Source organism: Streptomyces regalis, from assembly GCF_001509475.1.
Lineage (GTDB): Bacteria > Actinomycetota > Actinomycetes > Streptomycetales > Streptomycetaceae > Streptomyces > Streptomyces regalis.
In genome coordinates this window covers 74,213-98,254 of the sequence record NZ_LLZG01000364.1, presented here as the reverse complement: position 1 = coordinate 98,254, position 24,042 = coordinate 74,213, and the positions used below count along the sequence as shown (strand labels likewise).

Sequence of the window (24,042 nt, the reverse complement as noted above, 5' to 3'; positions counted from 1 at the left end):
TCCGAAAGTCGCCTTGCGCGCGGGCCTCGGATCAGCCCTGGAGCGTGCGCGGCTTGAACGACGGCCGCTTCGCCTCGTAGGCGGCGATGTCGGCCTCGTTCTGCAGGGTGATCGAGATGTCGTCGAGGCCGTTCAGCAGCCGCCAGCGGGAGTTCTCGTCCAGCTCGAAGGAGGCGGTGATGCCCTCGGCACGCACCTCACGAGCCTCAAGGTCCACAGTGACCTCAGCAGTCGCGTCCTTCTCGGTGAGCTCCTGCAGCGCGTCCACGATCTTCTGCTCCAGAACCACCGTGAGCAGGCCGTTCTTGAGCGAGTTGCCGCGGAAGATGTCGGCGAAGCGCGAGGAGATGACGGCCTTGAAGCCGTAGTTCTGCAGCGCCCACACGGCATGCTCACGGGAGGAACCGGTGCCGAAGTCGGGACCGGCGACCAGAACCGTGGCGCCTTGGCGCTCGGGCTGGTTGAGGATGAACGTCTCGTCCTTGCGCCAGGCCTCGAACAGCCCGTCCTCGAACCCGTCCCGGGTCACCTTCTTGAGCCAGTGAGCAGGGATGATCTGGTCGGTGTCGACGTTGGATCGGCGCAGCGGAACGGCCCGGCCGGTGTGCGTGGTGAATGCTTCCATGACTTCTCAGACTCCAGCGGGCGTACGGGTCTCGGCGTCGGACAGGTCGGCCGGGGAGGCCAGGTGGCCCAGCACGGCGGTCGCGGCGGCGACCTGCGGCGACACCAGGTGGGTGCGGCCGCCCTTGCCCTGCCTGCCCTCGAAGTTGCGGTTGGAGGTGGACGCGGAGCGCTCACCGGGGGCCAGCTGGTCGGGGTTCATGCCCAGGCACATCGAGCAGCCCGCGTGCCGCCACTCGGCGCCGGCCTCCTTGAAGACGACGTCCAGGCCCTCGGAGACGGCCTGCAGACCGACCCGCGCGGAGCCCGGAACGACCAGCATCCGCAGGCCGTCGGCGACTTTGCGGCCCTTGAGGAGCTCGGCGGCGGCGCGCAGGTCCTCGATCCGGCCGTTGGTGCAGGAGCCTACGAAGACGGTGTCCACCTTGATGGAGCGCAGCGACTGGCCGGCCTCCAACCCCATGTATTCCAGGGCCTTTTCGGCGGCGAGGCGCTCCGAAGCGTCTTCGTACGAAGCCGGGTCGGGGACCGACGCCGAAAGCGGAGCACCCTGGCCCGGGTTGGTGCCCCAGGTGACGAACGGCGACAGTTCGGCGGCCTCGATGACGACCTCGGCGTCGAACTCGGCGTCCTCGTCCGTCTTCAGCGTCTTCCAGTACGCGACGGCCGCGTCCCAGTCCTCGCCCTTGGGCGCGTGCGGGCGGCCCTTGAGGTACTCGAAGGTGGTCTCGTCGGGGGCGATCATGCCCGCGCGGGCGCCGGCCTCGATCGACATGTTGCAGATGGTCATGCGGGCTTCCATCGAGAGCTTCTCGATGGCGGAGCCGCGGTACTCCAGGACGTAGCCCTGGCCGCCACCCGTACCGATCCGGGCGATGATCGCCAGGATCAGGTCCTTGGCGGTGACGCCGTCGGGCAGCTCGCCGTTGACCGTGATGGCCATGGTCTTCGGGCGGACCAGCGGCAGCGTCTGGGTGGCCAGCACGTGCTCCACCTGGGAGGTGCCGATGCCGAACGCCAGGCCGCCGAAGGCGCCGTGCGTGGAGGTGTGGGAGTCACCGCAGACGACGGTCATGCCGGGCTGGGTCAGACCCAGCTGCGGGCCGACGACGTGCACGACGCCCTGCTCGACGTCGCCCAGCGGGTGCAGGCGGACGCCGAACTCGGCGGCGTTCGCGCGCAGCGTCTCCAGCTGGACGCGGGAGACCGGGTCGGCGATGGGCTTGTCGATGTCGAGGGTGGGGGTGTTGTGGTCCTCGGTGGCGATGGTCAGGTCGAGCCGGCGCACCTGGCGCCCGCTCTTGCGGAGGCCGTCGAAGGCCTGCGGGCTGGTCACCTCGTGCAGCAGGTGCAGATCGATGAAGAGGAGGTCGGGCTCGCCCTCGGCGCGCCGGACGACGTGGTCGTCCCAGACCTTCTCCGCGAGTGTCCTACCCATCGCTTTCCCTCCGGCCGGCAAGCGTCCACCGGCCCAACTAGAGATCTTGTGGAGGCAGCGCCCGCCGCCCCTGTTCGGGCGTCCGCCACCGGGCCCGTTTGTCTGCGGGCCGCATTGCCTTCGTGTCTTCCAGAGTGGCGGGTTCCACGGAAAATTGAACTTGCGTTTCACAGAGTGAGACGCGAGTATCGTTTCATGGACAACAGTAGCGGCGTCGGCGTTCTGGACAAGGCAGCCCTTGTCCTGAGCGCCCTGGAGTCCGGTCCGGCCACCCTCGCAGGGCTGGTGGCGGCCACCGGATTGGCACGACCCACGGCCCACCGGCTGGCCGTGGCTCTGGAACACCACCGCATGGTGGCGCGCGACATGCAGGGCCGTTTCATTCTGGGCCCTCGCCTCGCCGAGCTGGCCGCGGCAGCCGGCGAGGACCGCCTCCTCGCCACGGCGGGCCCGGTACTCACCCACCTCCGCGATGTCACCGGCGAGAGCGCACAGCTCTACCGCCGCCAGGGCGACATGCGCATCTGCGTCGCCGCGGCGGAGCGTCTGTCCGGCCTGCGGGACACGGTCCCGGTCGGCTCGACGCTCACGATGAAGGCGGGCTCCTCGGCGCAGATCCTCATGGCCTGGGAAGAGCCGGAGCGCCTCCACCGCGGCCTGCAGGGCGCCCGCTTCACGGCCACGGCGCTCTCCGGCGTACGACGCCGGGGCTGGGCCCAGTCGATCGGCGAGCGCGAGCCGGGCGTCGCGTCCGTCTCCGCACCCGTACGCGGCCCGTCGAACCGCGTGGTGGCCGCCGTGTCCGTCTCCGGCCCGATCGAGCGCCTGACCCGCCACCCGGGCCGTATGCACGCCCAGGCGGTCATCGACGCCGCCGCCCGCCTCTCCGAGGCCCTGCGCCGCACCGGCTGACGTCGGGTATGTCAGTGGGGAGGGTCCGCCTCAACGCCGCGGCAGACCCTCCCCACTCCCCCGAGCCCCCCGGTCACCTGGCTTCTTCGGCCGCCTTCGCCTCCGACCGGTACGCGAACCGGTCCTTCGCGTAGCGCCCCCGCTTCTCCAGCGGCACCTGCCCGTGCGCCGCCGCGAGTCCGAACGCCGGCATGTCCACGTAGACCGACTCGTACGACCCCTCGGGCACCACGTAGGCCTCATGCCACAGCCCCACGTGCCCGCGCGCCTTCCCCTCCCGCTCCTTGCGGTTGAAGATCGCCCACGCCCGGTGGTGGAGCATGTCGGGCGAGGTCGCGTACGCGTAGAGCTTCTCCTTGGACTCCCAGTACTGGACCACGTAGTACGTCCGCGGCGAGGCCGTCAGCAGCACATGCCCGAGCAGTCCCCGCTCCGGGGCCTTCTGCAACTCGCGCAGCATCCGCGGCATGGCCAGGGCGACCGGGAACCAGTGATGCACGGCCCAGAAGCGGTTGATGCGCATGCCGATCAGCAGCACCACGAGATCGCCTTCCACTGCTGCGGTCGTACGACCAGACGTCGGCTTCACGAACATCACGCCCCCTGGCTCCCCTGTCGGATAGCGGCACTATCCTTCTTGGTGATGCTTGGACAGTGGCACTCCCCAAGGAAGGGCGCAAGAGATGCGACTGGCGGAACTGAGCGAGCGCAGCGGGGTGCCCATCGCGACGATCAAGTACTACCTGCGCGAAGGCCTGTTGGCGCCCGGCCGCCAGATCAACGCCCGCACCGCCGAGTACGACGAGGAGCATCTGCGGCGGCTGCGCCTGGTGCGCGCGATGATCCAGGTCGGCCGGGTGCCGGTGGCGACGGTCCGGGAGGTCCTCGGGCACGTGGACGACGACTCCCTGGGCCGCGCGATCCGCCTCGGCGCGGCGATGTGGGCGCTGCCGCAGGTGCCGGAGCCGGACGAGGACGACGAGTACGTCCAGGCCGCCCAGCAGGAGGTCAACGCGCTCCTGGACCAGCTCGGCTGGGAGAACGCCAAGCGGCTCACGACCATCTCCCCCGCGTACCGCTCGCTGGTGGTGGCGGTGGCCGCGTTCCGCCGGCTCGGCTACGGCTGGGGAGCCGAACTGCTCGCGCCGTACGCCGAGTTGATGCACCGGACCGCCGTCCTCGACCTGGACAACATGGAGACGCACCCGTCGGAGGCGGAGCGGATCGAGTTCGCGATCCTGGGGGCGATCCTCAACGAGCCGGTCCTGCAGTCGCTGCACCGGCTGGCCCAGGAGGAGGAGACGACGCGGCGGTACGGCTTCGAGTAACCGACGGCGAGCACGACGAAGGCCCTCCGCCGAAGCGAAGGGCCTTCATGTTGTACCCCCGACCGGATTCGAACCGGCGCTACCGCCTTGAGAGGGCGGCGTGCTAGGCCGCTACACAACGGGGGCATGGAGCCTGCGTTTCCGCAGGTCCGAGCTGGTCTACCTGGACTCGAACCAAGACTAACTGAACCAGAATCAGTCGTGCTGCCAATTACACCATAGACCAATGTGGTTTAGACCAGACAGTACCCCCGACCGGATTCGAACCGGCGCTACCGCCTTGAGAGGGCGGCGTGCTAGGCCGCTACACAACGGGGGCCCTAGCGATCCCGAGTTGATCGAGATCAGTACCCCCGACCGGATTCGAACCGGCGCTACTGCCTTGAGAGGGCAGCGTGCTAGGCCGCTACACAACGGGGGCTTTGCAGATGCTGTGTTCAATTCAAGGCATCTGCGAGCTGGCCTACCTGGACTCGAACCAAGACTAACTGAACCAGAATCAGTCGTGCTGCCAATTACACCATAGGCCACTGGAACGCAAGCCCCTGCGGGGATCTTGTTCTAGTTTGCTCCCCCGGGTTTCCGGCCTTTCGGCCCGCTCCCCGGCGGCGCAGGAAGAACATTACCCGAAGGTGGACGGGGCTCCAAAACGGGTATCCGAGCCAAGGATCGCGGGGAGTTCGGCAAGGGAGGCGATCCGGTGCGGTCCGCCGGGGGCGTCAGCGCCGGTGTACGCGCCGTCACGGTCGATCCACACCGACAGCAACCCGGCGTCCGCGGCACCCCGCCCGTCGATCTCCGGGTGATCACCGACGTACGCCACCTGGTGCGCGGCGAGCTCCAGCACGGCGCAGGCGGCGTGGAAGGCGCCGGCCTCCGGCTTGGAGACGCCGAGCTCGGCCGCGCACAGGATGGCCTCGAAGCGGTCGTGCACGCCGAGCACGCGCAGTTTGCGGTCCTGGACGTGGATGCTGGAGTTGGACAGCACGGCGTGCCGGTGGCTGGCCGCGAGGGCGTCCAGGACCGGCAGGACGTCCGGGAAGAGGGCCCAGGCGGTCTCGTAGTGGCCGATGTACCGCTCGAACCAGGCGTCGGCCTCGGGGTCGGTCAGCTCCTCGCCGAGGAACACCCGCACACGGTCGCGGCGCTGCCCCTGGAAGGTGGCCTCCCCCGCCGAGAACCGCGCCCACTGGGCGTCGGTGATCTGCCGCCAGCGCACGATGGCCTGCTCGACGCTGTCGTACGCGTCGAGCAGGCCCTCGGCCAGCAGGTGCGCGCGCATGCCCGCGCGGTCCGCGGTGGTGTAGTCGAAGATGGTGTCGTCCACGTCCCAGACCACGGCCCGAATGCTCATGATCCGACGGTAGCTCGGACGGCGGGAGCCTGTCCGTCAGTTGACCGTGGTCGTGTCGGTCGTGGTGAGGGCGGGGCCCTCGTTGTCGCGGGGCTCGGCGGTCAGCTTCCAGGTGTACGTGCCGATGACACGCCGGCCGTCACCCCAGTAGCCGTCCCAGGCGGCGCGGATGGCGGCGCCCTTGGTGCTGCCGGTGAGGGCGCGGACCACCGTGCCGCCGCTGTTGCTCAGGGTGAGTGTCCAGGTGGCGGGCTTGTTGAGCTGCCAGACCGGCTGCCAGGGGTTCGACTTCGCCGGGCCACCCGGTACGGCCTCCGTCTGGGCCTCCGTCTGCGCGAGCGCCGAGGCGGGGACGCCGCTGGGGACGGTCGAGACCTCGCTGTACGTGCCGTTGAGGTAGGCGATGTGGCCGCCGAAGCGGTCGACGGCCCAGCGGCCGTTGCTGCCTCCGGTGTGGAAGTCGGTGAGCAGCAGTTCGTGGGTGGTGCGGTTCTCGCGGAGCAGGAAGCCGTTGTCGGCCGGGACCGTGATCCGGCGGCCCGTCGCCCGGTCGTAGACGCCCGCGGTGGAGCCGCAGGACCAGTACAGCCAGGTGTTCACGGCCTGGAGGTCGGTGGGGGTGCAGGGGGCGCCGGTGGCGATCGTGGCCACCGTCTGGCCGGTCTTGAGGTGCTTGCCGACGACCGCGCCCTGGGTGCTGCCGGGCGTCCACATCACCTGGCCCCAGACGGCGGCGGCGGTGCGGGCGCGGCTGAGGGTGGTCTCGCCGTCGGTCGTGTCGCTGGGGAAGTCGACGACCTTCTGGGTACCGGAGCCGCCGTTGTGGAGGACGTAATGGCCGCTGCCGCCGGGAATGCGGCCGCCGGCGTCGCCCGTGGGCTCGTTGCGGATGGTGGTGGTGTCGCGGCCGACGGTCAGGACGGACTCCTGGCCTTCGGCGTTGGTCCACAGATAGGCGACCCGGCCGTCGCCCAGGGCCTCCAGCTGGGGGCAGGCTGCGTCGCCGGTGAGGCAGGTGATCTCGCTCAGTGCCGGACTGCGAGGGGTCTGCTGACCGGTGGGCCTGCCCGTCGCGTCCAGCTGAAAGCTGTTGAAGCGGGGGTAGCCCCCGCCAGTCGTCCTGCCGTACAGGAACAACTCGCCACCGGCGACGGCCAGTCCCTGTACGCCGACCGCGAAGGGCTGGATCTGGGCGACCTTCTCGGTGGCGAGTCCGCCGTCCTGGGTCGGGCCGATGCCGCCGAAGGACGGGCTGAGCACGGTGGTCGCGGCCCCCGTCACGAGGGAGCGAGCGCTGAGTGCGGGCTGGGTGCCGGCGGGGAGGAAGTCCGGGTTTCCGGCGAGCACTTGGTCGCCCACGACGGCTTCGGTCCGGCCGGGCAGCCCGGTGACCGTGGTGGGCCGGGTGCCGGGGTCGGAGTCGACGCGGATCGCCTTCCAGTCGGTGACCGGCCGGCGGTCGTTGAAGACGACCTTCGAGTCTGCGCTCAGGCCGGTGACGTACGTACGGAAGGCGCCGTCCGCGAGGCCGACGGACGTCGTGCCGTCCAGCGTGTGGACGACCGCGAGACGGCGGACCGGAGCCCGTTGACCGGGACGTCCGTGGTGGTGCCGTCGGCGGCGGCGCGCAGCACGTGCAGGGCTCCGTCGGTGTCCTGGGTCAGCACGCTCCAGCCGGCGGCGGCCTTGTAGGTCTGGCCGGACGGGATGGTGACGGTGGCGGTCGCGCCTGTGGAACGGTGCGGCGCAGCTGCCGCGAAGGGGCAGCTCAGGTTGCCGGGAACCGGACCTGGTGGACGCTGGATGCCGTAGCGTGGTGGGACCGACGAGCGAAAGACCGAGCCAGAGTCATGACCGAGTACCGCGTCCAGTTCACCGTCGAGGCCCGTGCGACGTACGACGAACTGCCCGCAGAGCGCCGGGCTCAGCTGGACAGGGCCGTGCGCATACTGGCCCGTGACCCGTACCGGAAGACCTCGACCGCGCCGCTGGGCCCAGACGACAATCTACGCAAGGCCTATGTGGCGCCTGGCGTGATGCTGGAATACGTGGTGGCTGGCGCGATCATGGTCGTCGTCGTCGTCTGGATCTTCGATGAGACCCAGTACCTGATCGACGAAGCCGACGCACAGTGACCAAGCGACAAGGGGCGGCACCCGGAATTCCGGGTGCCGCCCCTTGTGTGCTGGTCGGTTACGCCGCCAGCCTGGCCAGTGCCGCGTCGATCCGGGCCAGGGTCTTGTCCTTGCCCAGGACCTCCAGGGACTCGAAGAGGGGCAGGCCGACCGTGCGGCCGGTGACGGCGACGCGGACCGGGGCCTGGGCCTTGCCGAGCTTGAGGCCGTGGGCCTCGCCGGCGGCCAGGACGGCCTCCTTCAGCGACTCCGGGGAGGTCCAGTCGGCCGCGTCCAGCTTCTCGCGGGCTGTGCACAGGAGGGCGTCCGAGCCTTCCTTCATGGCCTTCGTCCAGCTCGCCTCGTCCTCGACCGGCTCCGGCAGGAACAGGAAGTCGACGTTGTCCGTGATCTCCGACAGCACCTTCAGGCGGGTCTGGGCGTGCGGGGCGATCGCCTGCCACTTCACCTCGTCGAAGGCCTCCGGGGCCCACGGCGCGAACGGGGCCTGGAGCCACGGGCGGCAGCGCTCGGTGAAGTCCTTCACATCCAGCAGGCGGATGTGGTCGCCGTTGATCGCCTCGCACTTCTTCAGGTCGAAGCGGGCCGGGTTGGGGTTCACGTCCTTGATGTCGAAGGCCGCGACCATCTCGTCCATCGTGAAGATGTCCTGGTCGGCCGAGAGCGACCAGCCGAGCAGGGAGAGATAGTTGAGCAGGCCCTCGGGGAGGAAGCCGCGCTCGCGGTAGAGGTTCAGCGACGACTGCGGGTCACGCTTGGAGAGCTTCTTGTTGCCCTCGCCCATCACGTACGGCAGGTGGCCGAACTCGGGGACACCCTTGGCGATGCCCAGCTCCATCAGCGCCTTGTACAGGGCGATCTGACGGGGCGTCGAGGAGAGCAGGTCCTCGCCGCGCAGGACGTGGGTGATCTCCATCAGGGCGTCGTCGACCGGGTTGACGAGGGTGTAGAGCGGGGCGCCGTTCGCGCGGACGATGCCGTAGTCGGGCACGTTCTCCGGGGTGAACGTCAGCTCGCCGCGGACCAGGTCCGTGAAGGTGATCGTCTCGTCGGGCATGCGGAAGCGGACGATCGGCTCGCGGCCCTGGGCCTTGTACTCCTCGACCTGCGCGTCGGTCAGGTCGCGGCAGTGCCCGTCGTAACCGGACGGCTTGCCTGCCGCGCGGGCGGCCTCGCGGCGGGTGTCCAGCTCCTCCTGGGAGCAGTAGCAGTAGTACGCGTAACCGCCGTCCAGGAGCTTGGCCGCGACGTCCTTGTAGAGGTCCATGCGCTGCGACTGGCGGTACGGCGCGTGCGGGCCGCCGACCTCGGGGCCCTCGTCCCAGTCGAAGCCGAGCCAGCGCATCGAGTCGAGCAGCTGGTTGTAGGACTCCTCGGAGTCGCGGGCCGCGTCGGTGTCCTCGATGCGGAAGACGAGCGTGCCCCGGTGGTGCCGGGCGAACGCCCAGTTGAACAGGGCGGTGCGGACCAGGCCCACGTGGGGGTTACCGGTGGGCGAGGGGCAGAAACGTACGCGGACGGGTGCGCTAGCCACGCTTGACAACCTTGTTGGTGAGAGTGCCGATGCCTTCGATGGTGACGGCGACCTCGTCGCCGACGTTGAGGGGGCCGACCCCTGCCGGGGTGCCCGTGAGGATCACGTCGCCGGGGAGCAGCGTCATGGCCTCGGAGATGTTGACGATCAGGTCCTCGATGGAGTGGATCATCTCGCTGGTACGGCCGAGCTGGCGCTGTTCGCCGTTGACCGTGAGCTGGATGGTCAGGTCGGACGCCGTCTCGAGGTCGATGTCCGTCTCCACCCAGGGGCCCAGCGGGCAGGAGGTGTCGAAGCCCTTGGCCCGCGCCCACTGCTTCTCGCGCTTCTGGATGTCGCGGGCGGTGATGTCGTTGGCGCAGGTGAAGCCGAAGATCACGTCCTTGACGCGCTCACGCGGGACCTCGCGGCACATGCGGCCGATGACGACGGCCAGTTCGGCCTCGTGGTGGAGGTCCTCGGTGAAGGACGGGTACTGGATCTCGTCGCCGGGGCCGATCACCGCGGTGGACGGCTTGAAGAAGGCGAACGGGGCGTCGGGCACCTCGTTGCCGAGTTCGCGGGCGTGCTCGGCGTAGTTGCGGCCGAAGGCCACGACCTTGTTGGGGAGCACCGGCGGCAGCAGCCTGACCTTGCTCAACGGCACCTTCGTACCGGAGAGCTCGAAGTCCGCGAACGGGATGCCCTTGATGATGTCGAGGACGAGCTCGTCCGGCTTGTCGCCCTCGACCGCGCCGAAGGCGACATTCCCGTCGATGGAGAATCTGGCGATGCGCACGGGATTTTGCGCCCCTCACTTAAGCCGGCTGGAGTCTGACGCTCCAGGCTAGCGCGGTGAGGGGCGAGCGCCTCGCGCATGACGCGGGCGCCCCGGCCGTCGTACGCGACCGAATGTTCGTACGTGATTGAACAACCGGTCGTCCGCCCGCGTACTACTCGGCGGTGGCGGTGACGGGCATCTCCTGGAGGATGGTGCGCTTGGGGTTCGCGGTCTGAGCAGGAAGATCGACGGAGTGCTCCGGCTGCTGCGGGGTCTGCAGTTCGTCGGCGCCGTCGAGGTGCGCCAGCGTCGTGCGCCGCGGATTGGCTATCGTGCGGATCATCGTCGTCGTCTTCACGGTTTTACTGAGCCCTGTCGTGACGGGGCGCCGGGGCCGGCCTCGAAGGGCCTGAGTCCCGGACGCGGGTTGGCAGAAAGATCCCTCTTGTAAAGCGTCAGGCTAAACATGCAATTCCCTCGGGAAGTTGCACAGACGCCTTGATCCGCATGTGAGTTTGCTCACGAGTTCACGGATAAACCGGTCAATTCAGGCCCGCAATCCACCCGCCCGAAACGGACATTGCCCCCCTGAACCGTTCATTCCGCTCCTGATCATGGCGACTGGGACACCCCCTACACCCCAACGGCTCGCGGGCATACGTCCGTTATGGGTGGGATCGCTTTCTACGGCAGGTAATCTCGCACTCACGTGGTGTCACGTATGTCACGGCTCGACCTACGGGCCTTGTTGGAGGTCCTGCACTGTGCTGGAATTCCACGGACCGCCGCAGGATCGAGCCGGCGCACAGGGGGCGCATCGAGCGCCGAGTGGCGGCGAGAAGGGGGAGCCAGCGCCGGTCACCCACGACCAACAGGGAGCGTATTCAGGGCGCTCCCTAAAGACGCCGACACCGTGTCCGTCCGTTCACGCGGAGGGGCGCCTGGTCCAGAGGTTGCGACGCTAGTGCAGGGACGTTTCAAGAGGGATGGCAGCGCTTCGGCGGAGCCGGAGCACGGCGGGACCGAGCGAGGTCCCTCGCCCCAGCACGCCCAGAACCAGGGCCCGGCCCCGTCCGTCGACGGTGGTGAGCGCTCCGGGCGCCCCGCCGTGTCGGCGTCCCCAGGGGCGGCGACACCGTCCGCTCCGCCGGCCAAGAAGGCCCCGAAGGGCTCCGGTGGCCCCGGCGCGCGAATAGCCCTGCGCAACTGGCGCATCTCCACGCGCCTCGTGGCGCTGCTGACACTCCCGGTGGTCGCGGCCACCTCGCTGGGCGCACTGCGCATCAGCGACAACATGGACGACATCCAGCAGCTCGACAACATGCGGCTGCTGACGGACATGACCAAGCGGGCCACCGAGCTCGCCGCGGCGCTCCAGGAGGAGCGCGACCAGTCCGCCGGACCGCTCGCGCACGGCGCCAAGGCGACCGACTACACGGTCAAGGGCTACCGGGACAAGACGGACCGGGCCATGAAGAGCTTCGTCGACGCCTCCGAGGAGATCGACAACTCCAGCAAGGACGGCAACCTCAAGGGCGTTCGCGACAACCTCGTCCAGCTCGTCGGCGACCTGGCCAACATCGCGAAGATCCGCAACACCGCGTACGAGGCCAAGCAGAACTCCACGCAGACGGTGGAGGCCTACCACCGCCTGATCACCAACCTGCTGGGTCTCTCGCAGGACATGGCAGAGGCGACCAGCAACCCGGAGATGATCCAGAGCACGCGTGCCCTGGCGGCCTTCTCCACCGCCAAGGAGTACGCGTCCATCCAGCGCGCCGTCCTCGCGGCGGCGCTGCCCGCGAACAACAAGTCCGTCGGCGACCTCTCCGAGAACGACCGGCTGTACGCCGAGTCGGCGGTGACTAGCCAGCGGTCCGAGCTGAAGAGCTTCCGGAGCATCTACGGCATACAGGCCGCCGCGGACAAGCTGAAGTCGATCGAAGAGGGCAACCCGACGATCACGGCGAGCGACAAGTACGCCAACCGCGCGCTCGGCAATCCGAACGCCCTCGTCGACCTCGAGAAGCGTTCGTACCGGGACTGGGTCGACGACAGCACCGCCAAGATCCAGGGCATGCGCGCCATCGAGACCACGCTGCTCGAGGAGATGGAGCAAAAGGCCCGCGAGCTGCGCAACGAGTCGGAGCGCGAGGCGATCATCTCCGGTGCGCTGATCCTGCTCGTGCTCGGTGTCTCGCTGGTCGGCGCCTTCGTCGTGGCCCGCTCCATGATCCGCTCGCTGCGCCGTCTGGAGGAGACCGCCACCAAGGTCGCCCAGGACCGGCTGCCCGAGCTGGTCAAGCAGCTCTCCGAGTCCGACCCGCAGGATGTCGACACCTCCGTCGAGTCGGTCGGTGTGCACTCCCGGGACGAGATCGGCCAGGTGGCCGCGGCCTTCGACGACGTGCACCGCGAGGCGGTCCGCCTCGCCGCCGAGCAGGCCCTGCTGCGGGGCAACGTCAACGCGATGTTCACCAACCTCTCGCGCCGCTCCCAGGGTCTGATCCAGCGCCAGCTGTCGCTGATCTCCGAGCTGGAGTCCCGCGAGGCCGACCCGGACCAGCTGTCCTCGCTGTTCAAGCTCGACCACCTCGCGACGCGTATGCGCCGTAACGGTGAGAACCTCCTCGTCCTCGCCGGTGAAGAGCCCGGCCGCCGCTGGACCCGCCCGGTCCCGCTGGTCGACGTGCTCCGCGCCGCCGCGTCCGAGGTGGAGCAGTACGAGCGCATCGAGCTGGCCTCCGTGCCGACCACCGAAGTGGCCGGCCGTGTGGTCAACGACCTCGTGCACCTGCTCGCCGAGCTGCTGGAGAACGCGACCTCGTTCTCCTCGCCGCAGACCAAGGTCAAGGTCACCGGTCACGCGCTGCCCGACGGCCGTGTGCTGATCGAGATCCACGACACCGGCATCGGCCTCTCCCCCGAGGACCTCGCCGCGATCAACGAGCGGCTCGCCTCGCCGCCCACCGTGGACGTGTCGGTCTCCCGCCGCATGGGTCTGTTCGTGGTCGGTCGTCTGTCGCAGCGCCACGGCATCCGCATCCAGCTGCGCCCGTCCGACTCCGGTGGTACGACCGCGCTGGTCATGCTCCCCGTCGACGTCGCCCAGGGCGGCAAGAAGCCCGCTCCCGGCAAGCCCGGTCCGGGCGGTCCGGGTGTCTCCGGCGGTCCGGCCGCCGCGCAGGCCGCCGCCGGTGCGGCAGCCGCCCGTCGCCAGGCCCAGTCCGGCAACGGCTCGCTCGGCGCCGGTGCGCCGGGTGGCGGTGCGCTCGGCGCCGGTGCGTCCGGCGGGGGCCGGCTCGGTGCCGGCCAGGGCCCGCGGGCCGCGCTGCCCGGACGTGACGGTGGCGGGCTTCCGGGTGGACCGGGCGCCCCGCGTGGACCGCAGGGTCCGGGCGCGCCCTCGCAGGGTCGGCCGCCGGCCGGTGCGGGCGCCGGGTTCGGTGGCCAGGCTCCGGGTGCTCCGCAGGGGCTGCAGTCCGCGGGCACGGGTCAGGACTCCTTCGGCGGCGCCCGTGGCGTCTCCGGCGGCTCCGACCAGTCGCGGCCGGGTGGATTCTCGTCGCCGCAGTCGCCGCCCGCCGGCAACGACAAGGGGACGGGCCGCCGTGGCCGTCAGCCGCAGCTGCCGCCGCGCGGTGGCCCGCGTGCCGAGCTGCCGGGCGGCAACCAGCCGTCCCGCCCCAGCTGGAGCGACGAGAACGCGCAGCCGCAGGTGCCGCGCGCCTCGCTCGACACCCCGCGCGGGCACGACGAGGACCCCGCACAGACCTCCCGGATGCCGCGGATCGACGACCTCCAGGGCCCCGGCTCGACCGCGGAGATCCCGGCGATCGGGCGCCACGACGGCCGCCCGGGCTCGAACGCCGGCCCCTCGGACTTCGCCCGCCCGGACTACGACGCTCCCGCCCCGGGTGCGTACGACCCGCAGAACTCCGGTCAGTTCGTCCGCTCGGACGTCTTCGGCGCCCCGAACGGGCAGAACAACTCGTCGCAGACGGGCCAGTTCGCCTCGCCGCAGGCGTACGACGGCAGCTCGACGGGCCAGCACTCCCTGCCCGGCCGCCAGAACCCCGACTCCACCGGGCAGTTCGAGCGGCCCCAGGTCAACGGCACGTACGGCGGCGGTTCCGACTTCGGTGCCCCGCAGCCCCCGGTCCCGCCGCGTCCGCAGCAGCGGCCCGTGCGCCAGGAGCCAGACAATAGGGGCGCCGCGCAGCGGCCCGATGAGGGGCGGCGGTCGGGTGACGGGTGGGAGCTGCCGCCGGCGGGTCCCGGCGACGGTCGTACCCCGCTGTACGACACGCTGGAGACCAACTGGTTCCACGGCGGCCCGCAGGGCCGTCAGCCCGGCGCGGGCGGCTCGGCTCCGGCCTCCGCTGCGCAGCAGCCGCAGACTCCCGCGGCTCCTGCGCAGCCGCCCTCCGCTCCCCAGCGGACCTCATCGACCGCCTGGCGCAGCTCGCCGAACGACGATCTCGTCCGGCAGGCGGAACGCGTCCGGCAGCCGGCCGCAGGCGGTGTCACCACCTCCGGCCTGCCGCGCCGGGTACCCAGGGCGAACCTCGTCCCGGGCACGGCTCAGCAGCAACAGCACCAATCCGGTCCGGCTGTCTCGCGTGCGCCTGACGACGTACGTGGCCGGCTGACCAATCTCCGTCGGGGTATCGCGCAAGGTCGCCAGGTCGGTAACGGCCAGACCGGTAGCTTCCCGAACCCCACTCACCAGCAGGAGCGTTAGTTGAGCCAGATGAGCCAGGCGGCACAGAACCTCAACTGGTTGATCACCAACTTCGTGGACAACACCCCGGGTGTGTCCCACACCGTCGTCGTGTCCGCCGACGGTCTCCTGCTGGCGATGTCAGAGGGCTTCCCCCGCGACCGCGCCGACCAGCTGGCGGCCGTCGCGTCGGGTCTGACCTCACTGACGGCAGGGGCCTCCCGGATCTTCGAGGGCGGCAGCGTGGCACAGACCGTCGTCGAGATGGAGCGGGGATTCCTTTTCCTCATGTCCGTCTCGGACGGTTCGTCCCTGGCCGTTCTCGCCCACCCCGAGTGCGACATCGGCCTCGTCGGCTATGAGATGGCGCTGCTGGTCGACCGCGCGGGCGCAGTGCTCACGCCGGACCTCCGCGCCGAGCTCCAAGGCAGTCTGCTCCACTGATCACCCGCGGATCCACCCGTCTCACCAAATCACCGTCCGGCCGCCACAATCCCCCCACCGGCCATCACCAGACGGCTTGACTGACCGACTTGCTGTCCCCGCCCGGAGGATTCATGACCCCGCCCACCGCCTCTCATGATCCGTACGCGGAGCCGTACGAGGATGAGGGCGACCAGCCGCTGGTACGTCCGTACGCGATGACCGGCGGCCGGACCCGGCCGCGCTACCAGCTGGCCATCGAGGCCCTGATCAGCACCACGGCCGACCCGGCAGCACTCATGGGGCTCCTCCCGGAGCACCAGCGCATCTGCCACCTGTGCCGTGAGGTGAAGTCGGTCGCCGAGGTCTCCGCGCTGCTGTCCATGCCGCTGGGCGTGGCCAGGATCCTGGTCGCGGACCTCGCGGAGGCCGGCCTGGTCGCCATCCACCAGCCGGGTGGCGACGAGAACAACGGCGGCGCACCTGACGTGACGCTGCTCGAAAGGGTGCTCAGTGGACTTCGCAAGCTCTGAACCGGGCCGGGCGACCACCTCTGCCAAGATCGTGGTGGCGGGTGGCTTCGGCGTGGGCAAGACCACGTTCGTGGGCGCCGTCTCGGAGATCAACCCGCTGCGCACCGAGGCGGTCATGACCTCGGCGAGCGCGGGCATCGACGACCTCACGCACACCGGGGACAAGACCACCACCACGGTGGCCATGGACTTCGGCCGTATCACCCTGGACCAGGACCTGATCCTGTACCTCTTCGGTACACCCGGCCAGGACCGCTTCTGGTTCATGTGGGACGACCTGGTGCGCGGTGCCATCGGCGCCGTCGTCCTGGTCGACACCCGCCGTCTCGCCGACTGCTTCCCGGCGGTCGACTACTTCGAGAACAGCGGGCTCCCCTTCGTCATCGCCCTCAACGGCTTCGACGGACACCAGCCCTACACGCCCGACGAGGTGCGCGAGGCGCTGCAGATCGGCCCGGACGCGCCGATCATCACCACCGACGCCCGGCACCGGGCCGACGCCAAGAGTGCGCTGATCACGCTGGTCGAGCACGCGCTCATGGCCCGGCTGCGGTAACGCAAGTCGGCAGCACCATACGGCAGTTGCCGTAGATGCACCGGAGCCGGCTGTGGCCTTTGACACGGTCGGCTTCGTTGTTCATAACGTTTCGGCAGAGGAATCGTGTGGTACGGCCACTCGTCGCGGTCAACCGGTGCCGCTGCGCGCACAAAAGCCCCGTCTTTTGACGGGGCTCGCTCTTTATGACCGTTTTATCCAGTGCTTACATCGCTCGGAATCCTCCTCTTCCACTGTTTGGAAGAGCGCAGGCCGACGTGCTGGAATGCGAGAACTGCCCAATAGTCAAAGACGTACTCAGCAGTACTACGTACTCAATGGCGAACTGGGCTCTGAGACACTGCGGCACAACGTTTGGTGCCGACCCCGCCGGAAGGTTGTTGGTCGAGTGAGGCGAAGCAAGAGCAGTCCCGAGCCGTCGGCCCGGGGCAACTTCACCCCGCCGCCGCGCGGAGCGGCGCCCGCCCCTGTGCCCGGATCGGAACCAACGACGGCGTCTGCGCCAAGCGGCGGCCGTCTCTCGCCGCGCAACTGGCGTGTGCCGACCCGGCTGAACGCGATCCTGCTCATACCCGTGCTGGTCGGCCTCGTCATGGGCGGCTTCCAGGTGAAGAGCTCGATCGACACCTGGCAGGAAGCCGAGGACGCCGAGAACACCGCGCGTCTGGTCCGGGCCTCCCTGAACTACGCCGACGCCCTCTACAACGAGCGCGACGTCACCGCAGCGCCGCTGCTGAAGGGCTCGGCCCAGACCGAGGAGGACAAGGCAACCGTCAGCGCGGCCCGCGACGCCACCGACAAGGCCGCCGACGAGTTCGACCAGGCCGCGCAGAACATGCCGGGGAAGGCGGGCCTGGAGCGCCGTCTGCGGTTGTTCCGAAAGGCCGAACCCGGGCTCACGGTGCTGCGTGACAAGGCGTACACCACCAAGCTCACCGGCGTGAAGACCGAAGAGGGCTACGTCGATGTCGCCCACCCCCTGACGGAGTTCGCCAACGAGCTCGGTCTGGGCACCGGCAACATCACCTCCTACGGCCGCACCGTCTACGCCATCGAGCTGACCAAGGCGGCCCTGTCGCTGCAGCGCTCCATCGGCATGCACCTGCTGATCAAGCCCGGTCCGACCGACAGCAGCTTCGCCAGCCAGAGGGTCGCGCTCACCTCGTACGCCTACCTTGAGGGCATCGCCGTCGAGGAGTACATCGGCGGTGGCACCGAGGCCGACGCGCAGAAGCTCGAAGACGCCAAGAAGGACATCCAGGCCGAGGGCAAGCAGCTGGCCACGCAGGCCGCCGCGGCTGCCAAGGCCAAGGGCGAGACGTATGTGCCGCCGCCGTCCGAACCGACCGACATGATCAAGGCCATCTCGGCCCTGAAGACGACGGACGCCGGCGAACGCCTCGCGCTCGCACAAAAGGGCGTCTCCGCTCAGAACTTCTGGGCGGTGAACACGCTCAAGTTCAACGCCTACCGCCAGATCGAGAACGACCTCGCCAACACCGCGGTGAACGAGGCCGCCGCCATCTCCGACGACGCCAAGCGCGACGCCCTCATCACCGGTGCCGCCGTCGTGGTCGCCCTGCTCGCCGCGTTCATCCTGGCCGGCATGGTCGCCCGCCAGATGAGCCGCGCGATGCGCCAGCTGCGCAACGCCGCGTTCGGCATCGCCGAGCAGCGCCTGCCGATGCTGGTCGACCAGCTCTCGCGCACCGACCCGGGCCGCGTGGACACCCGCGTCCAGCCCATCCCGATCAACACCCGCGACGAGATCGGCGAGGTCGCCCGCGCCTTCGACCAGGTCCACCGCGAGGCCGTCCGGCTCGCCGCCGAGCAGGCCCTGCTGCGGGGCAACATCAACGCGATCTTCACCAACCTCTCGCGCCGCAACCAGTCGCTGATCGAGGGCCAGCTGACCCTGATCACCGACCTGGAGAACAACGAGGCCGACCCGGACCAGCTGGAGAACCTCTTCCGTCTGGACCACCTCGCGACCCGTATGCGCCGCAACGGCGAGAACCTCCTCGTCCTCGCCGGCGAGGAGCCCGGCCGCCGCTGGGACCAGCCGGTCCCGCTGGTCGACGTGTTGCGTGCCGCCTCCTCCGAGGTGGAGCAGTACGAGCGCATCGAGCTGTCGGGTGTCCCGGAGGCCGAGATCCACGGCCGTGCCGTGACCGACCTCGTGCACCTGCTCGCCGAGCTGCTGGAGAACGCGACGACGTTCTCCTCGCCGCAGACCAAGGTCCGCGTGACCGCCACCCGTCTCCCCGACGGCCGGGTCATGATCGAGATCCACGACAAGGGCATCGGCCTGACGGCCGAGGACTTCGCGGACATCAACCACAAGCTCGCGAACCCGCCCACCGTCGACGCCGCGATATCCCAGCGCATGGGTCTGTTCGTGGTCGGCCGGCTGTCCGACCGGCACGGCATCCGCGTCCAGCTGCGCCCCTCCGGCGAGCAGGCCGGCACCACCTCGCTGGTCATGCTGCCCGACGCGATCACCCACGGTGGTGGCGGCGAGCAGCAGCCGGCCCAGGACGACTTCACCGTCTCGCAGATCATCCCGGAGCAGCACTTCCAGGGTGAGAACTTCAACCAGGTGCCCATGCGTACGGCCGCGGAGCTCGGCTTCGACGACAGCCGCTACACCGAGGTCCCGGACGACATCCGCGAGCTGGACCCGGTCGGCCGCTCCTTGATGCGCGAGGAGCGCCGTGCGGCCCTGGAGGCCCAGAACCACGACGAGCAGCCCGGTCAGGAGACCCCCGGGACACCCGGGTACGACGACTTCACCGGTCAGCCGGCCTTCGACGGCCAGGGCGGCTTCCCCGAGCAGCGTGGCGGGTACGACCCGCAGACGTCGTACGAGGAGCAGCGCCAGTCGTACGAGGAGCAGCAGCGGTCGGCGTATGAGGAGCCTCAGCAGCCGTCGTACGACGACACGTACTACGCGCCGAACGGGGGCCTGCAGCAGAACGACACCTTCTCGTCGGGCGGCGGCTACCCCGAGCCCTCGTATCCGGAGCCGGTCCGCGAGGAGCCCGCGGCCGCGAGCGCCTCGGCCCCGGAGACCTTCCCAGCCTTCGAACAGCGTCGCCACCAGGATGACTGGCCGCAGTCGAACGGCTACCGCAACGGCTACCAGGACCAGTACGCTCCGGAAACGGAATCTGCGCAGGCCGATGACGCGAACGAGCACGACCGCGTAGGCTTCGAGCGTCCGGGACCGGCCTCCTCCGCCCCCCACGCGCTGACCGACGCCGGGCTTCCCCGCCGCGGATCCCCCGCGAGCGGCAGCAACGGCGCACGGCCCGTGCGGCAGGAACCGTCGGCCCCCTCGCCGGACAGCAACGGCGACAGCAGCTGGCGCTCGTCCAACGACGATCGCTGGCAGCAGGCCTCGCAGCTCCGGAAGCCCAAGGCGGGCGGGGTTACCTCCTCCGGCCTGCCGCGGCGGGTCCCCAAGGCCAACCTGGTCGAGGGAGCCGCCGAGACCACCCCCCAGGGAGGTCCACAGATCTCCCGCGCTCCCGAGGACGTCCGGGGCAGGCTGAGCAACCTGCGCCGCGGTGTCCAGCGGGGACGCAGCGCGGGAAGCGAAACGAACGGCCAGGCCACTAGGAATCAACACAGTGGTCCTGACAGCACCTACAACCAGGAGCGTTAGTGTGAGCCCGATGAGCCAGGCGGCACAGAACCTGAACTGGTTGATCACCAACTTCGTGGACAACACCCCCGGGGTGTCGCACACGGTGGTGGTCTCCGCCGACGGACTCCTTCTGGCGATGTCCGAAGGCTTTCCGCGCGACCGCGCCGACCAGCTCGCGGCCGTCGCCTCCGGTCTGACGTCTCTGACGGCAGGCGCCTCCCGCATCTTCGAGGGTGGCAGCGTGAACCAGACGGTTGTGGAGATGGAGCGGGGATTCCTCTTCATCATGTCCATTTCCGACGGTTCGTCGCTCGCCGTTCTCGCACACCCCGAGGCGGACATCGGCCTCATTGGGTACGAGATGGCGCTTCTGGTCGACCGTGCCGGTACGGTCCTCACGCCGGACCTGCGCGCGGAACTCCAGGGCAGCCTGCTCAACTAACAGACAGCCGGTGCGTTTTGGCGTCCCGTGGCCGTAAGGTTTCGGGACGCGGCTCCACATGATGGGTGCCAGGCACAGTCGGAGGAGGAGAGAAAGTGGCAACACCCCCAGACGGTTCGTCATCGGGCAACTGGTCGTACGGCCCTGCCCAGGGTCACAACGACGGTTCCCAGAACCGGTACAACTTCCCCTCCTCGCCGAGCCAGCGGCAGCCGTACGCTCCGCAGGGCCCCGGTCCCTCGCCGTACGACCAGCCCCCGGCGCCGCGCATCCAGCCCGTGCAGCCGCAGCGACGCGCCCCCGAGCCGGCGCCCGCCGGGGCGGCGAACAACCCCCTGGTGCGTCCGTACGCCATGACCGGCGGCCGGACGCGCCCGCGCTACCAGCTCGCCATCGAGGCGCTGGTGCACACCACCGCGCAGCCGCACCAGATGCAGGGCCAGTTGCCCGAGCATCAGCGGATCTGCAACCTCTGCCGCGAGATCAAGTCGGTGGCGGAAGTATCCGCCCTCCTGACGATCCCTCTCGGCGTGGCCAGGATCCTCGTCGCCGACTTGGCGGAGGCGGGCCTGGTCGCCATCCATCAGCCCGGCGGCGACGAGAACGCCGGCGGCCAGCCAGACGTGACACTGCTCGAAAGGGTGCTCAGTGGACTTCGCAAGCTCTAGCGGCGGTCCTTCCCGCTCCACCACCTCGGCGAAGATCGTGGTGGCGGGTGGCTTCGGCGTGGGCAAGACCACGTTCGTCGGGGCCGTTTCGGAGATCAACCCGCTGCGCACAGAGGCCGTCATGACGTCTGCTTCGGCGGGCATCGACGACCTCACCCACACCGGAGACAAGACGACCACGACGGTCGCCATGGACTTCGGCCGTATCACCCTGGACCAGGACCTGATCCTGTACCTCTTCGGTACGCCCGGTCAGGACCGCTTCTGGTTCATGTGGGACGACCTGGTGCGCGGTGCCATCGGCGCGATCGTCCTGGTCGACACCAGGCGCCTTGCCGACTGCTTCCCCGCGGTCGACTACTTCGAGAACAGCGGGCTCCCCTTCGTCATCGCCCTCAACGGCTTCGACGGCAACCAGCCGTACAACCCGGACGAGGTGCGCGAGGCCCTGCAGATCGGCCCCGACACCCCGATCATCACGACCGACGCCCGCCACCGCGCGGACGCGAAGTCGGCACTGATCACGCTGGTCGAGCACGCCCTGATGGCGCGACTGCGCTAGCGGCCGGTCTCCGACACGTGTCGTTTGCGGCCCCCGTTCCTCCTGTGGGAGGGATGGGGGCCGCAGTCGTTCGAGGACGGGAGCGGGAACGCCGGTTGCCGATGGCCGAGTTGGTGCGCTCCGGTGGGCCTGAGCGAGGCCGAAAGCCCGCTGGGAGACGCGGGCAGGGGCAAGCCCAGGGAACGCGTGTGGAGGCCGCTCTGGGCGTCGCCTCGCGGGTGCTGCTGCGGTGGCCGGCGGTCACGGCTGTGCGGGGTGCGTGCACCGGTGAGTTGGCGAGCTGGAACGGTCTGACGCCGGCGTTCGTGAAGCTGTGGGAGTTCAGCGGGCTCACGCACTGTGGCCAGTGGGCCGTGACCGAATGCAACGGCCCCGCCCTCCCCTCAGGGAGAACGGGGCCGTACGTGCAACAGGCCTCAGCGCCAGCTGTGCGGGGCCCGGAAGCCGGGCTCGCGCTCCAGGCGGCGCCAGCCGGCCTTCGCGCGGCCTCGGTGGGCCGGGGCGGTGTCGGACGGCTGGGCGGCGGCGCGAGCCAGGAGGATCGCCGTGATGGCGGCGACTTCCTCGGGCTCGGCGTGGCCCTTCTCGACGCGGATGTCAGGGGTGTTCATAGGTCACAGTCTCCGTGAGAGAGGTTTCCGCGGGGGTACCGCGAAGGATCCGCTGGGTTACTGCGGGGGGTTGCCGTGCTTGCGGGACGGCAGGTCGGCGTGCTTGGTCTGGAGCATCGCCAGGGAGCGGACGAGTACCTCGCGGGTCTCCGCGGGGTCGATCACGTCGTCCACCAGGCCACGCTCGGCCGCGTAGTAGGGGTGCATGAGCTCGGACTTGTACTCCTTGACCATGCGGGCCCGCATGGCCTCGGGGTCCTCGGCCTCGGCGATCTGGCGGCGGAAGATGACGTTGGCGGCACCCTCCGCGCCCATCACGGCGATCTCGTTCGTCGGCCAGGCATAGGTGAGGTCGGCACCGATGGACTGGCTGTCCATGACGATGTACGCGCCTCCGTACGCCTTGCGCAGGATCAGCGAGATCCGCGGCACGGTCGCGTTGCAGTAGGCGTACAGGAGCTTCGCGCCGTGCCGGATGATTCCGCCGTGCTCCTGGTCGACGCCCGGGAGGAAACCGGGGACGTCCAGGAAAGTGACGATTGGGATGTTAAAAGCGTCACACATCTGGACAAAGCGCGCAGCTTTTTCCGACGCCTCGATGTCCAGGACACCGGCGAGGGACTGCGGCTGGTTGGCCACGATGCCCACCACCTGGCCGTCCAGGCGGGCCAGCGCGCAGATGATGTTGCGCGCCCAGCGCTCGTGGACCTCGAGGTACTCGCCGTCGTCGACAATCTCCTCGATGACCTTCGCCATGTCGTACGGCCGGTTGCCGTCCGCCGGGACCAGGTCCAGCAGGACGTCCGACCGGCGGTCGGCGGCATCCGAGGACTCCACCCGGGGCGGGTTCTCACGGTTGTTCTGCGGCAGCAGCGAGAGGAGGTAGCGCACCTCCGCGATGCACGTCTCCTCGTCGTCGTACGCGAAGTGACAGACACCGGAGGTCTCGGCGTGCACGTCCGCGCCGCCCAGGCCGTTCTGGGTGATCTCCTCGCCCGTCACCGCCTTGACCACGTCCGGGCCGGTGATGAACATCTGCGACGTCTCGCGGACCATGAACACGAAGTCCGTCAGGGCGGGGCTGTACGCCGCGCCGCCCGCGCACGGGCCGAGCATCACGCTGATCTGCGGGATGACGCCGGACGCCTTGGTGTTGCGCTGGAAGATGCCGCCGTAGCCGGCGAGCGCCGAGACACCCTCCTGGATACGGGCGCCCGCACCGTCGTTCAGGGAGACCAGGGGCGCGCCCGCCGCGATGGCCATGTCCATGATCTTGTGGATCTTCGTGGCGTGGGCCTCGCCCAGCGCGCCGCCGAAGATCCGGAAGTCATGGGCGTAGACGAAGACCGTGCGGCCCTCCACCGTGCCCCAGCCGGTGATGACACCGTCGGTGTACGGCTTCTTGGCCTCCAGGCCGAACCCGACCGCGCGGTGCCGGCGCAGCTGCTCGACCTCCCGGAAGGAGCCCGGGTCCAGCAGCAGCTCGATCCGCTCCCGAGCGGTCAGCTTGCCCTTGGCGTGCTGCGCCGCGGTCGCCTTCTCGCTCGGGCCGGCCAGCGCCTGCGCACGGATCTCGTGCAGCTCGGCCGTCCGCCCGCGGGCGTCGATCGGCTCACCCGGTGCCTCATCCAAAACGGTCATGTAGCGACCTTACGAAGGACACCAAGGAAAGCGAGCCGTTGACTCCGTACAGTCTCCGGCGCGTTTTCCTGGTACCCCTGAACAGAACCATGACGGCATGCAGCCCTTCCGACTGCTCAGGGGGCGTGCGCGTTGTGGAGGTCTCACAA

The 24,042-nt window shown here is 69.5% G+C and carries 22 protein-coding genes and 5 tRNA genes; 11 read left to right on the top strand and 16 right to left on the bottom strand.

Annotated features, from left to right (window positions below):
* Positions 1–31: 31 nt before the first annotated feature.
* Both leuD and leuC read right to left on the bottom strand, forming a co-directional pair.
* Positions 32–625, bottom strand: a complete 594-nt coding sequence (gene leuD, locus ADL12_RS33420) for a 3-isopropylmalate dehydratase small subunit (RefSeq protein WP_062709066.1) — start codon at positions 623–625, stop codon at positions 32–34.
* 6 nt (positions 626–631) lie between these two features.
* Complete coding sequence (gene leuC, locus ADL12_RS33415; RefSeq protein WP_062709063.1) at positions 632–2,062, bottom strand: 3-isopropylmalate dehydratase large subunit; 1,431 nt, start codon at positions 2,060–2,062, stop codon at positions 632–634.
* A 195-nt stretch (positions 2,063–2,257) separates the two neighbouring features.
* Between leuC and ndgR the strand changes: the two genes are divergently transcribed.
* Positions 2,258–2,974, top strand: a complete 717-nt coding sequence (ndgR, locus tag ADL12_RS33410) for an IclR family transcriptional regulator NdgR (RefSeq protein ID WP_015036427.1) — start codon at positions 2,258–2,260, stop codon at positions 2,972–2,974.
* A gap of 73 nt (positions 2,975–3,047) precedes the next feature.
* Here the strand turns inward: ndgR and ADL12_RS33405 are convergent, their stop codons facing one another.
* Complete coding sequence (locus tag ADL12_RS33405; protein ID WP_062709061.1) at positions 3,048–3,569, bottom strand: DUF4188 domain-containing protein; 522 nt, start codon at positions 3,567–3,569, stop codon at positions 3,048–3,050.
* A gap of 88 nt (positions 3,570–3,657) precedes the next feature.
* On the opposite strand from ADL12_RS33405, the gene ADL12_RS33400 reads away from it, so the two are divergent.
* Positions 3,658–4,302 (top strand): MerR family transcriptional regulator, encoded by a 645-nt coding sequence (locus tag ADL12_RS33400; protein WP_062709057.1) that lies wholly within the window; start codon positions 3,658–3,660, stop codon positions 4,300–4,302.
* 53 nt (positions 4,303–4,355) lie between these two features.
* Here the strand turns inward: ADL12_RS33400 and ADL12_RS33395 are convergent.
* The 8 genes from ADL12_RS33395 to ADL12_RS33360 form a co-directional block, all read right to left on the bottom strand.
* Positions 4,356–4,428 (bottom strand) — tRNA-Glu (locus ADL12_RS33395).
* A gap of 28 nt (positions 4,429–4,456) precedes the next feature.
* Positions 4,457–4,528: transfer RNA gene (locus ADL12_RS33390), tRNA-Gln, on the bottom strand.
* Between the two features lie 20 nt (positions 4,529–4,548).
* Positions 4,549–4,621: transfer RNA gene (locus tag ADL12_RS33385), tRNA-Glu, on the bottom strand.
* A 29-nt stretch (positions 4,622–4,650) separates the two neighbouring features.
* Positions 4,651–4,723, bottom strand: a tRNA-Glu gene (locus ADL12_RS33380).
* Between the two features lie 37 nt (positions 4,724–4,760).
* A tRNA-Gln gene (locus tag ADL12_RS33375) sits at positions 4,761–4,832 on the bottom strand.
* 92 nt (positions 4,833–4,924) lie between these two features.
* A complete protein-coding gene (locus ADL12_RS33370; protein WP_062709054.1) occupies positions 4,925–5,656 on the bottom strand; it encodes an HAD family hydrolase in 732 nt (243 codons plus the stop codon).
* A 36-nt stretch (positions 5,657–5,692) separates the two neighbouring features.
* The gene (locus ADL12_RS33365) at positions 5,693–7,015 is read right to left on the bottom strand and encodes a hypothetical protein (RefSeq protein ID WP_062709051.1); all 1,323 of its coding nucleotides are present in this window, start codon (positions 7,013–7,015) and stop codon (positions 5,693–5,695) included.
* A 128-nt stretch (positions 7,016–7,143) separates the two neighbouring features.
* Entirely contained in the window at positions 7,144–7,323 is a 180-nt protein-coding gene (locus ADL12_RS33360; protein WP_062709048.1) for a hypothetical protein, read from the bottom strand.
* 183 nt (positions 7,324–7,506) lie between these two features.
* Here ADL12_RS33360 and ADL12_RS33355 point away from each other — a divergent pair, with 183 nt between their 5' ends.
* Positions 7,507–7,791, top strand: a complete 285-nt coding sequence (locus ADL12_RS33355) for a hypothetical protein (RefSeq protein ID WP_062709045.1) — start codon at positions 7,507–7,509, stop codon at positions 7,789–7,791.
* A 58-nt stretch (positions 7,792–7,849) separates the two neighbouring features.
* Here ADL12_RS33355 and gltX read toward each other — a convergent pair whose 3' ends face one another.
* The 3 genes from gltX to ADL12_RS33340 all read right to left on the bottom strand — a co-directional run bounded on the left by gltX (position 7,850) and on the right by ADL12_RS33340 (position 10,443).
* Positions 7,850–9,334 (bottom strand): glutamate--tRNA ligase, encoded by a 1,485-nt coding sequence (gltX, locus tag ADL12_RS33350; RefSeq protein ID WP_079052414.1) that lies wholly within the window; start codon positions 9,332–9,334, stop codon positions 7,850–7,852.
* Positions 9,318–10,103 (bottom strand): fumarylacetoacetate hydrolase family protein, encoded by a 786-nt coding sequence (locus ADL12_RS33345; RefSeq protein WP_062709039.1) that lies wholly within the window; start codon positions 10,101–10,103, stop codon positions 9,318–9,320. The genes gltX and ADL12_RS33345 overlap by 17 nt, the downstream gene beginning before the upstream one ends.
* A gap of 154 nt (positions 10,104–10,257) precedes the next feature.
* The gene (locus ADL12_RS33340; RefSeq protein WP_062709036.1) at positions 10,258–10,443 is read right to left on the bottom strand and encodes a hypothetical protein; all 186 of its coding nucleotides are present in this window, start codon (positions 10,441–10,443) and stop codon (positions 10,258–10,260) included.
* A gap of 606 nt (positions 10,444–11,049) precedes the next feature.
* On the opposite strand from ADL12_RS33340, the gene ADL12_RS33335 reads away from it, so the two are divergent.
* The 8 genes from ADL12_RS33335 to ADL12_RS33300 all read left to right on the top strand — a co-directional run bounded on the left by ADL12_RS33335 (position 11,050) and on the right by ADL12_RS33300 (position 21,641).
* Positions 11,050–14,829 carry a sensor histidine kinase gene (locus ADL12_RS33335; protein ID WP_062709033.1) on the top strand — a complete coding sequence of 1,260 codons (3,780 nt, stop codon included), beginning with the start codon at positions 11,050–11,052 and terminating at the stop codon, positions 14,827–14,829.
* Between the two features lie 9 nt (positions 14,830–14,838).
* The gene (locus tag ADL12_RS33330) at positions 14,839–15,252 is read left to right on the top strand and encodes a roadblock/LC7 domain-containing protein (RefSeq protein WP_003993189.1); all 414 of its coding nucleotides are present in this window, start codon (positions 14,839–14,841) and stop codon (positions 15,250–15,252) included.
* Positions 15,253–15,365: 113 nt separating this feature from the next.
* Positions 15,366–15,764 carry a DUF742 domain-containing protein gene (locus ADL12_RS33325; RefSeq protein ID WP_003997626.1) on the top strand — a complete coding sequence of 133 codons (399 nt, stop codon included), beginning with the start codon at positions 15,366–15,368 and terminating at the stop codon, positions 15,762–15,764.
* The gene (locus ADL12_RS33320) at positions 15,745–16,320 is read left to right on the top strand and encodes a GTP-binding protein (RefSeq protein WP_030051303.1); all 576 of its coding nucleotides are present in this window, start codon (positions 15,745–15,747) and stop codon (positions 16,318–16,320) included. Before ADL12_RS33325 ends, ADL12_RS33320 begins: the two co-directional genes overlap by 20 nt.
* Positions 16,321–16,708: 388 nt before the next feature.
* Positions 16,709–19,987 (top strand): nitrate- and nitrite sensing domain-containing protein, encoded by a 3,279-nt coding sequence (locus tag ADL12_RS33315; RefSeq protein WP_062709030.1) that lies wholly within the window; start codon positions 16,709–16,711, stop codon positions 19,985–19,987.
* Between the two features lie 10 nt (positions 19,988–19,997).
* Positions 19,998–20,411, top strand: coding sequence for a roadblock/LC7 domain-containing protein (locus ADL12_RS33310; RefSeq protein ID WP_004983065.1), 414 nt, complete (start codon positions 19,998–20,000; stop codon positions 20,409–20,411).
* A gap of 95 nt (positions 20,412–20,506) precedes the next feature.
* Positions 20,507–21,079, top strand: a complete 573-nt coding sequence (locus tag ADL12_RS33305) for a DUF742 domain-containing protein (RefSeq protein WP_062709027.1) — start codon at positions 20,507–20,509, stop codon at positions 21,077–21,079.
* Positions 21,060–21,641 carry a GTP-binding protein gene (locus ADL12_RS33300; RefSeq protein WP_026248371.1) on the top strand — a complete coding sequence of 194 codons (582 nt, stop codon included), beginning with the start codon at positions 21,060–21,062 and terminating at the stop codon, positions 21,639–21,641. Before ADL12_RS33305 ends, ADL12_RS33300 begins: the two co-directional genes overlap by 20 nt.
* A 416-nt stretch (positions 21,642–22,057) precedes the next feature.
* Here the strand turns inward: ADL12_RS33300 and ADL12_RS33295 are convergent, their stop codons facing one another.
* Positions 22,058–22,252, bottom strand: coding sequence for an acyl-CoA carboxylase subunit epsilon (locus tag ADL12_RS33295; RefSeq protein WP_062709024.1), 195 nt, complete (start codon positions 22,250–22,252; stop codon positions 22,058–22,060).
* A 57-nt stretch (positions 22,253–22,309) separates the two neighbouring features.
* A complete protein-coding gene (locus tag ADL12_RS33290; RefSeq protein WP_062709021.1) occupies positions 22,310–23,893 on the bottom strand; it encodes an acyl-CoA carboxylase subunit beta in 1,584 nt (527 codons plus the stop codon).
* Positions 23,894–24,042 lie beyond the last annotated feature (149 nt).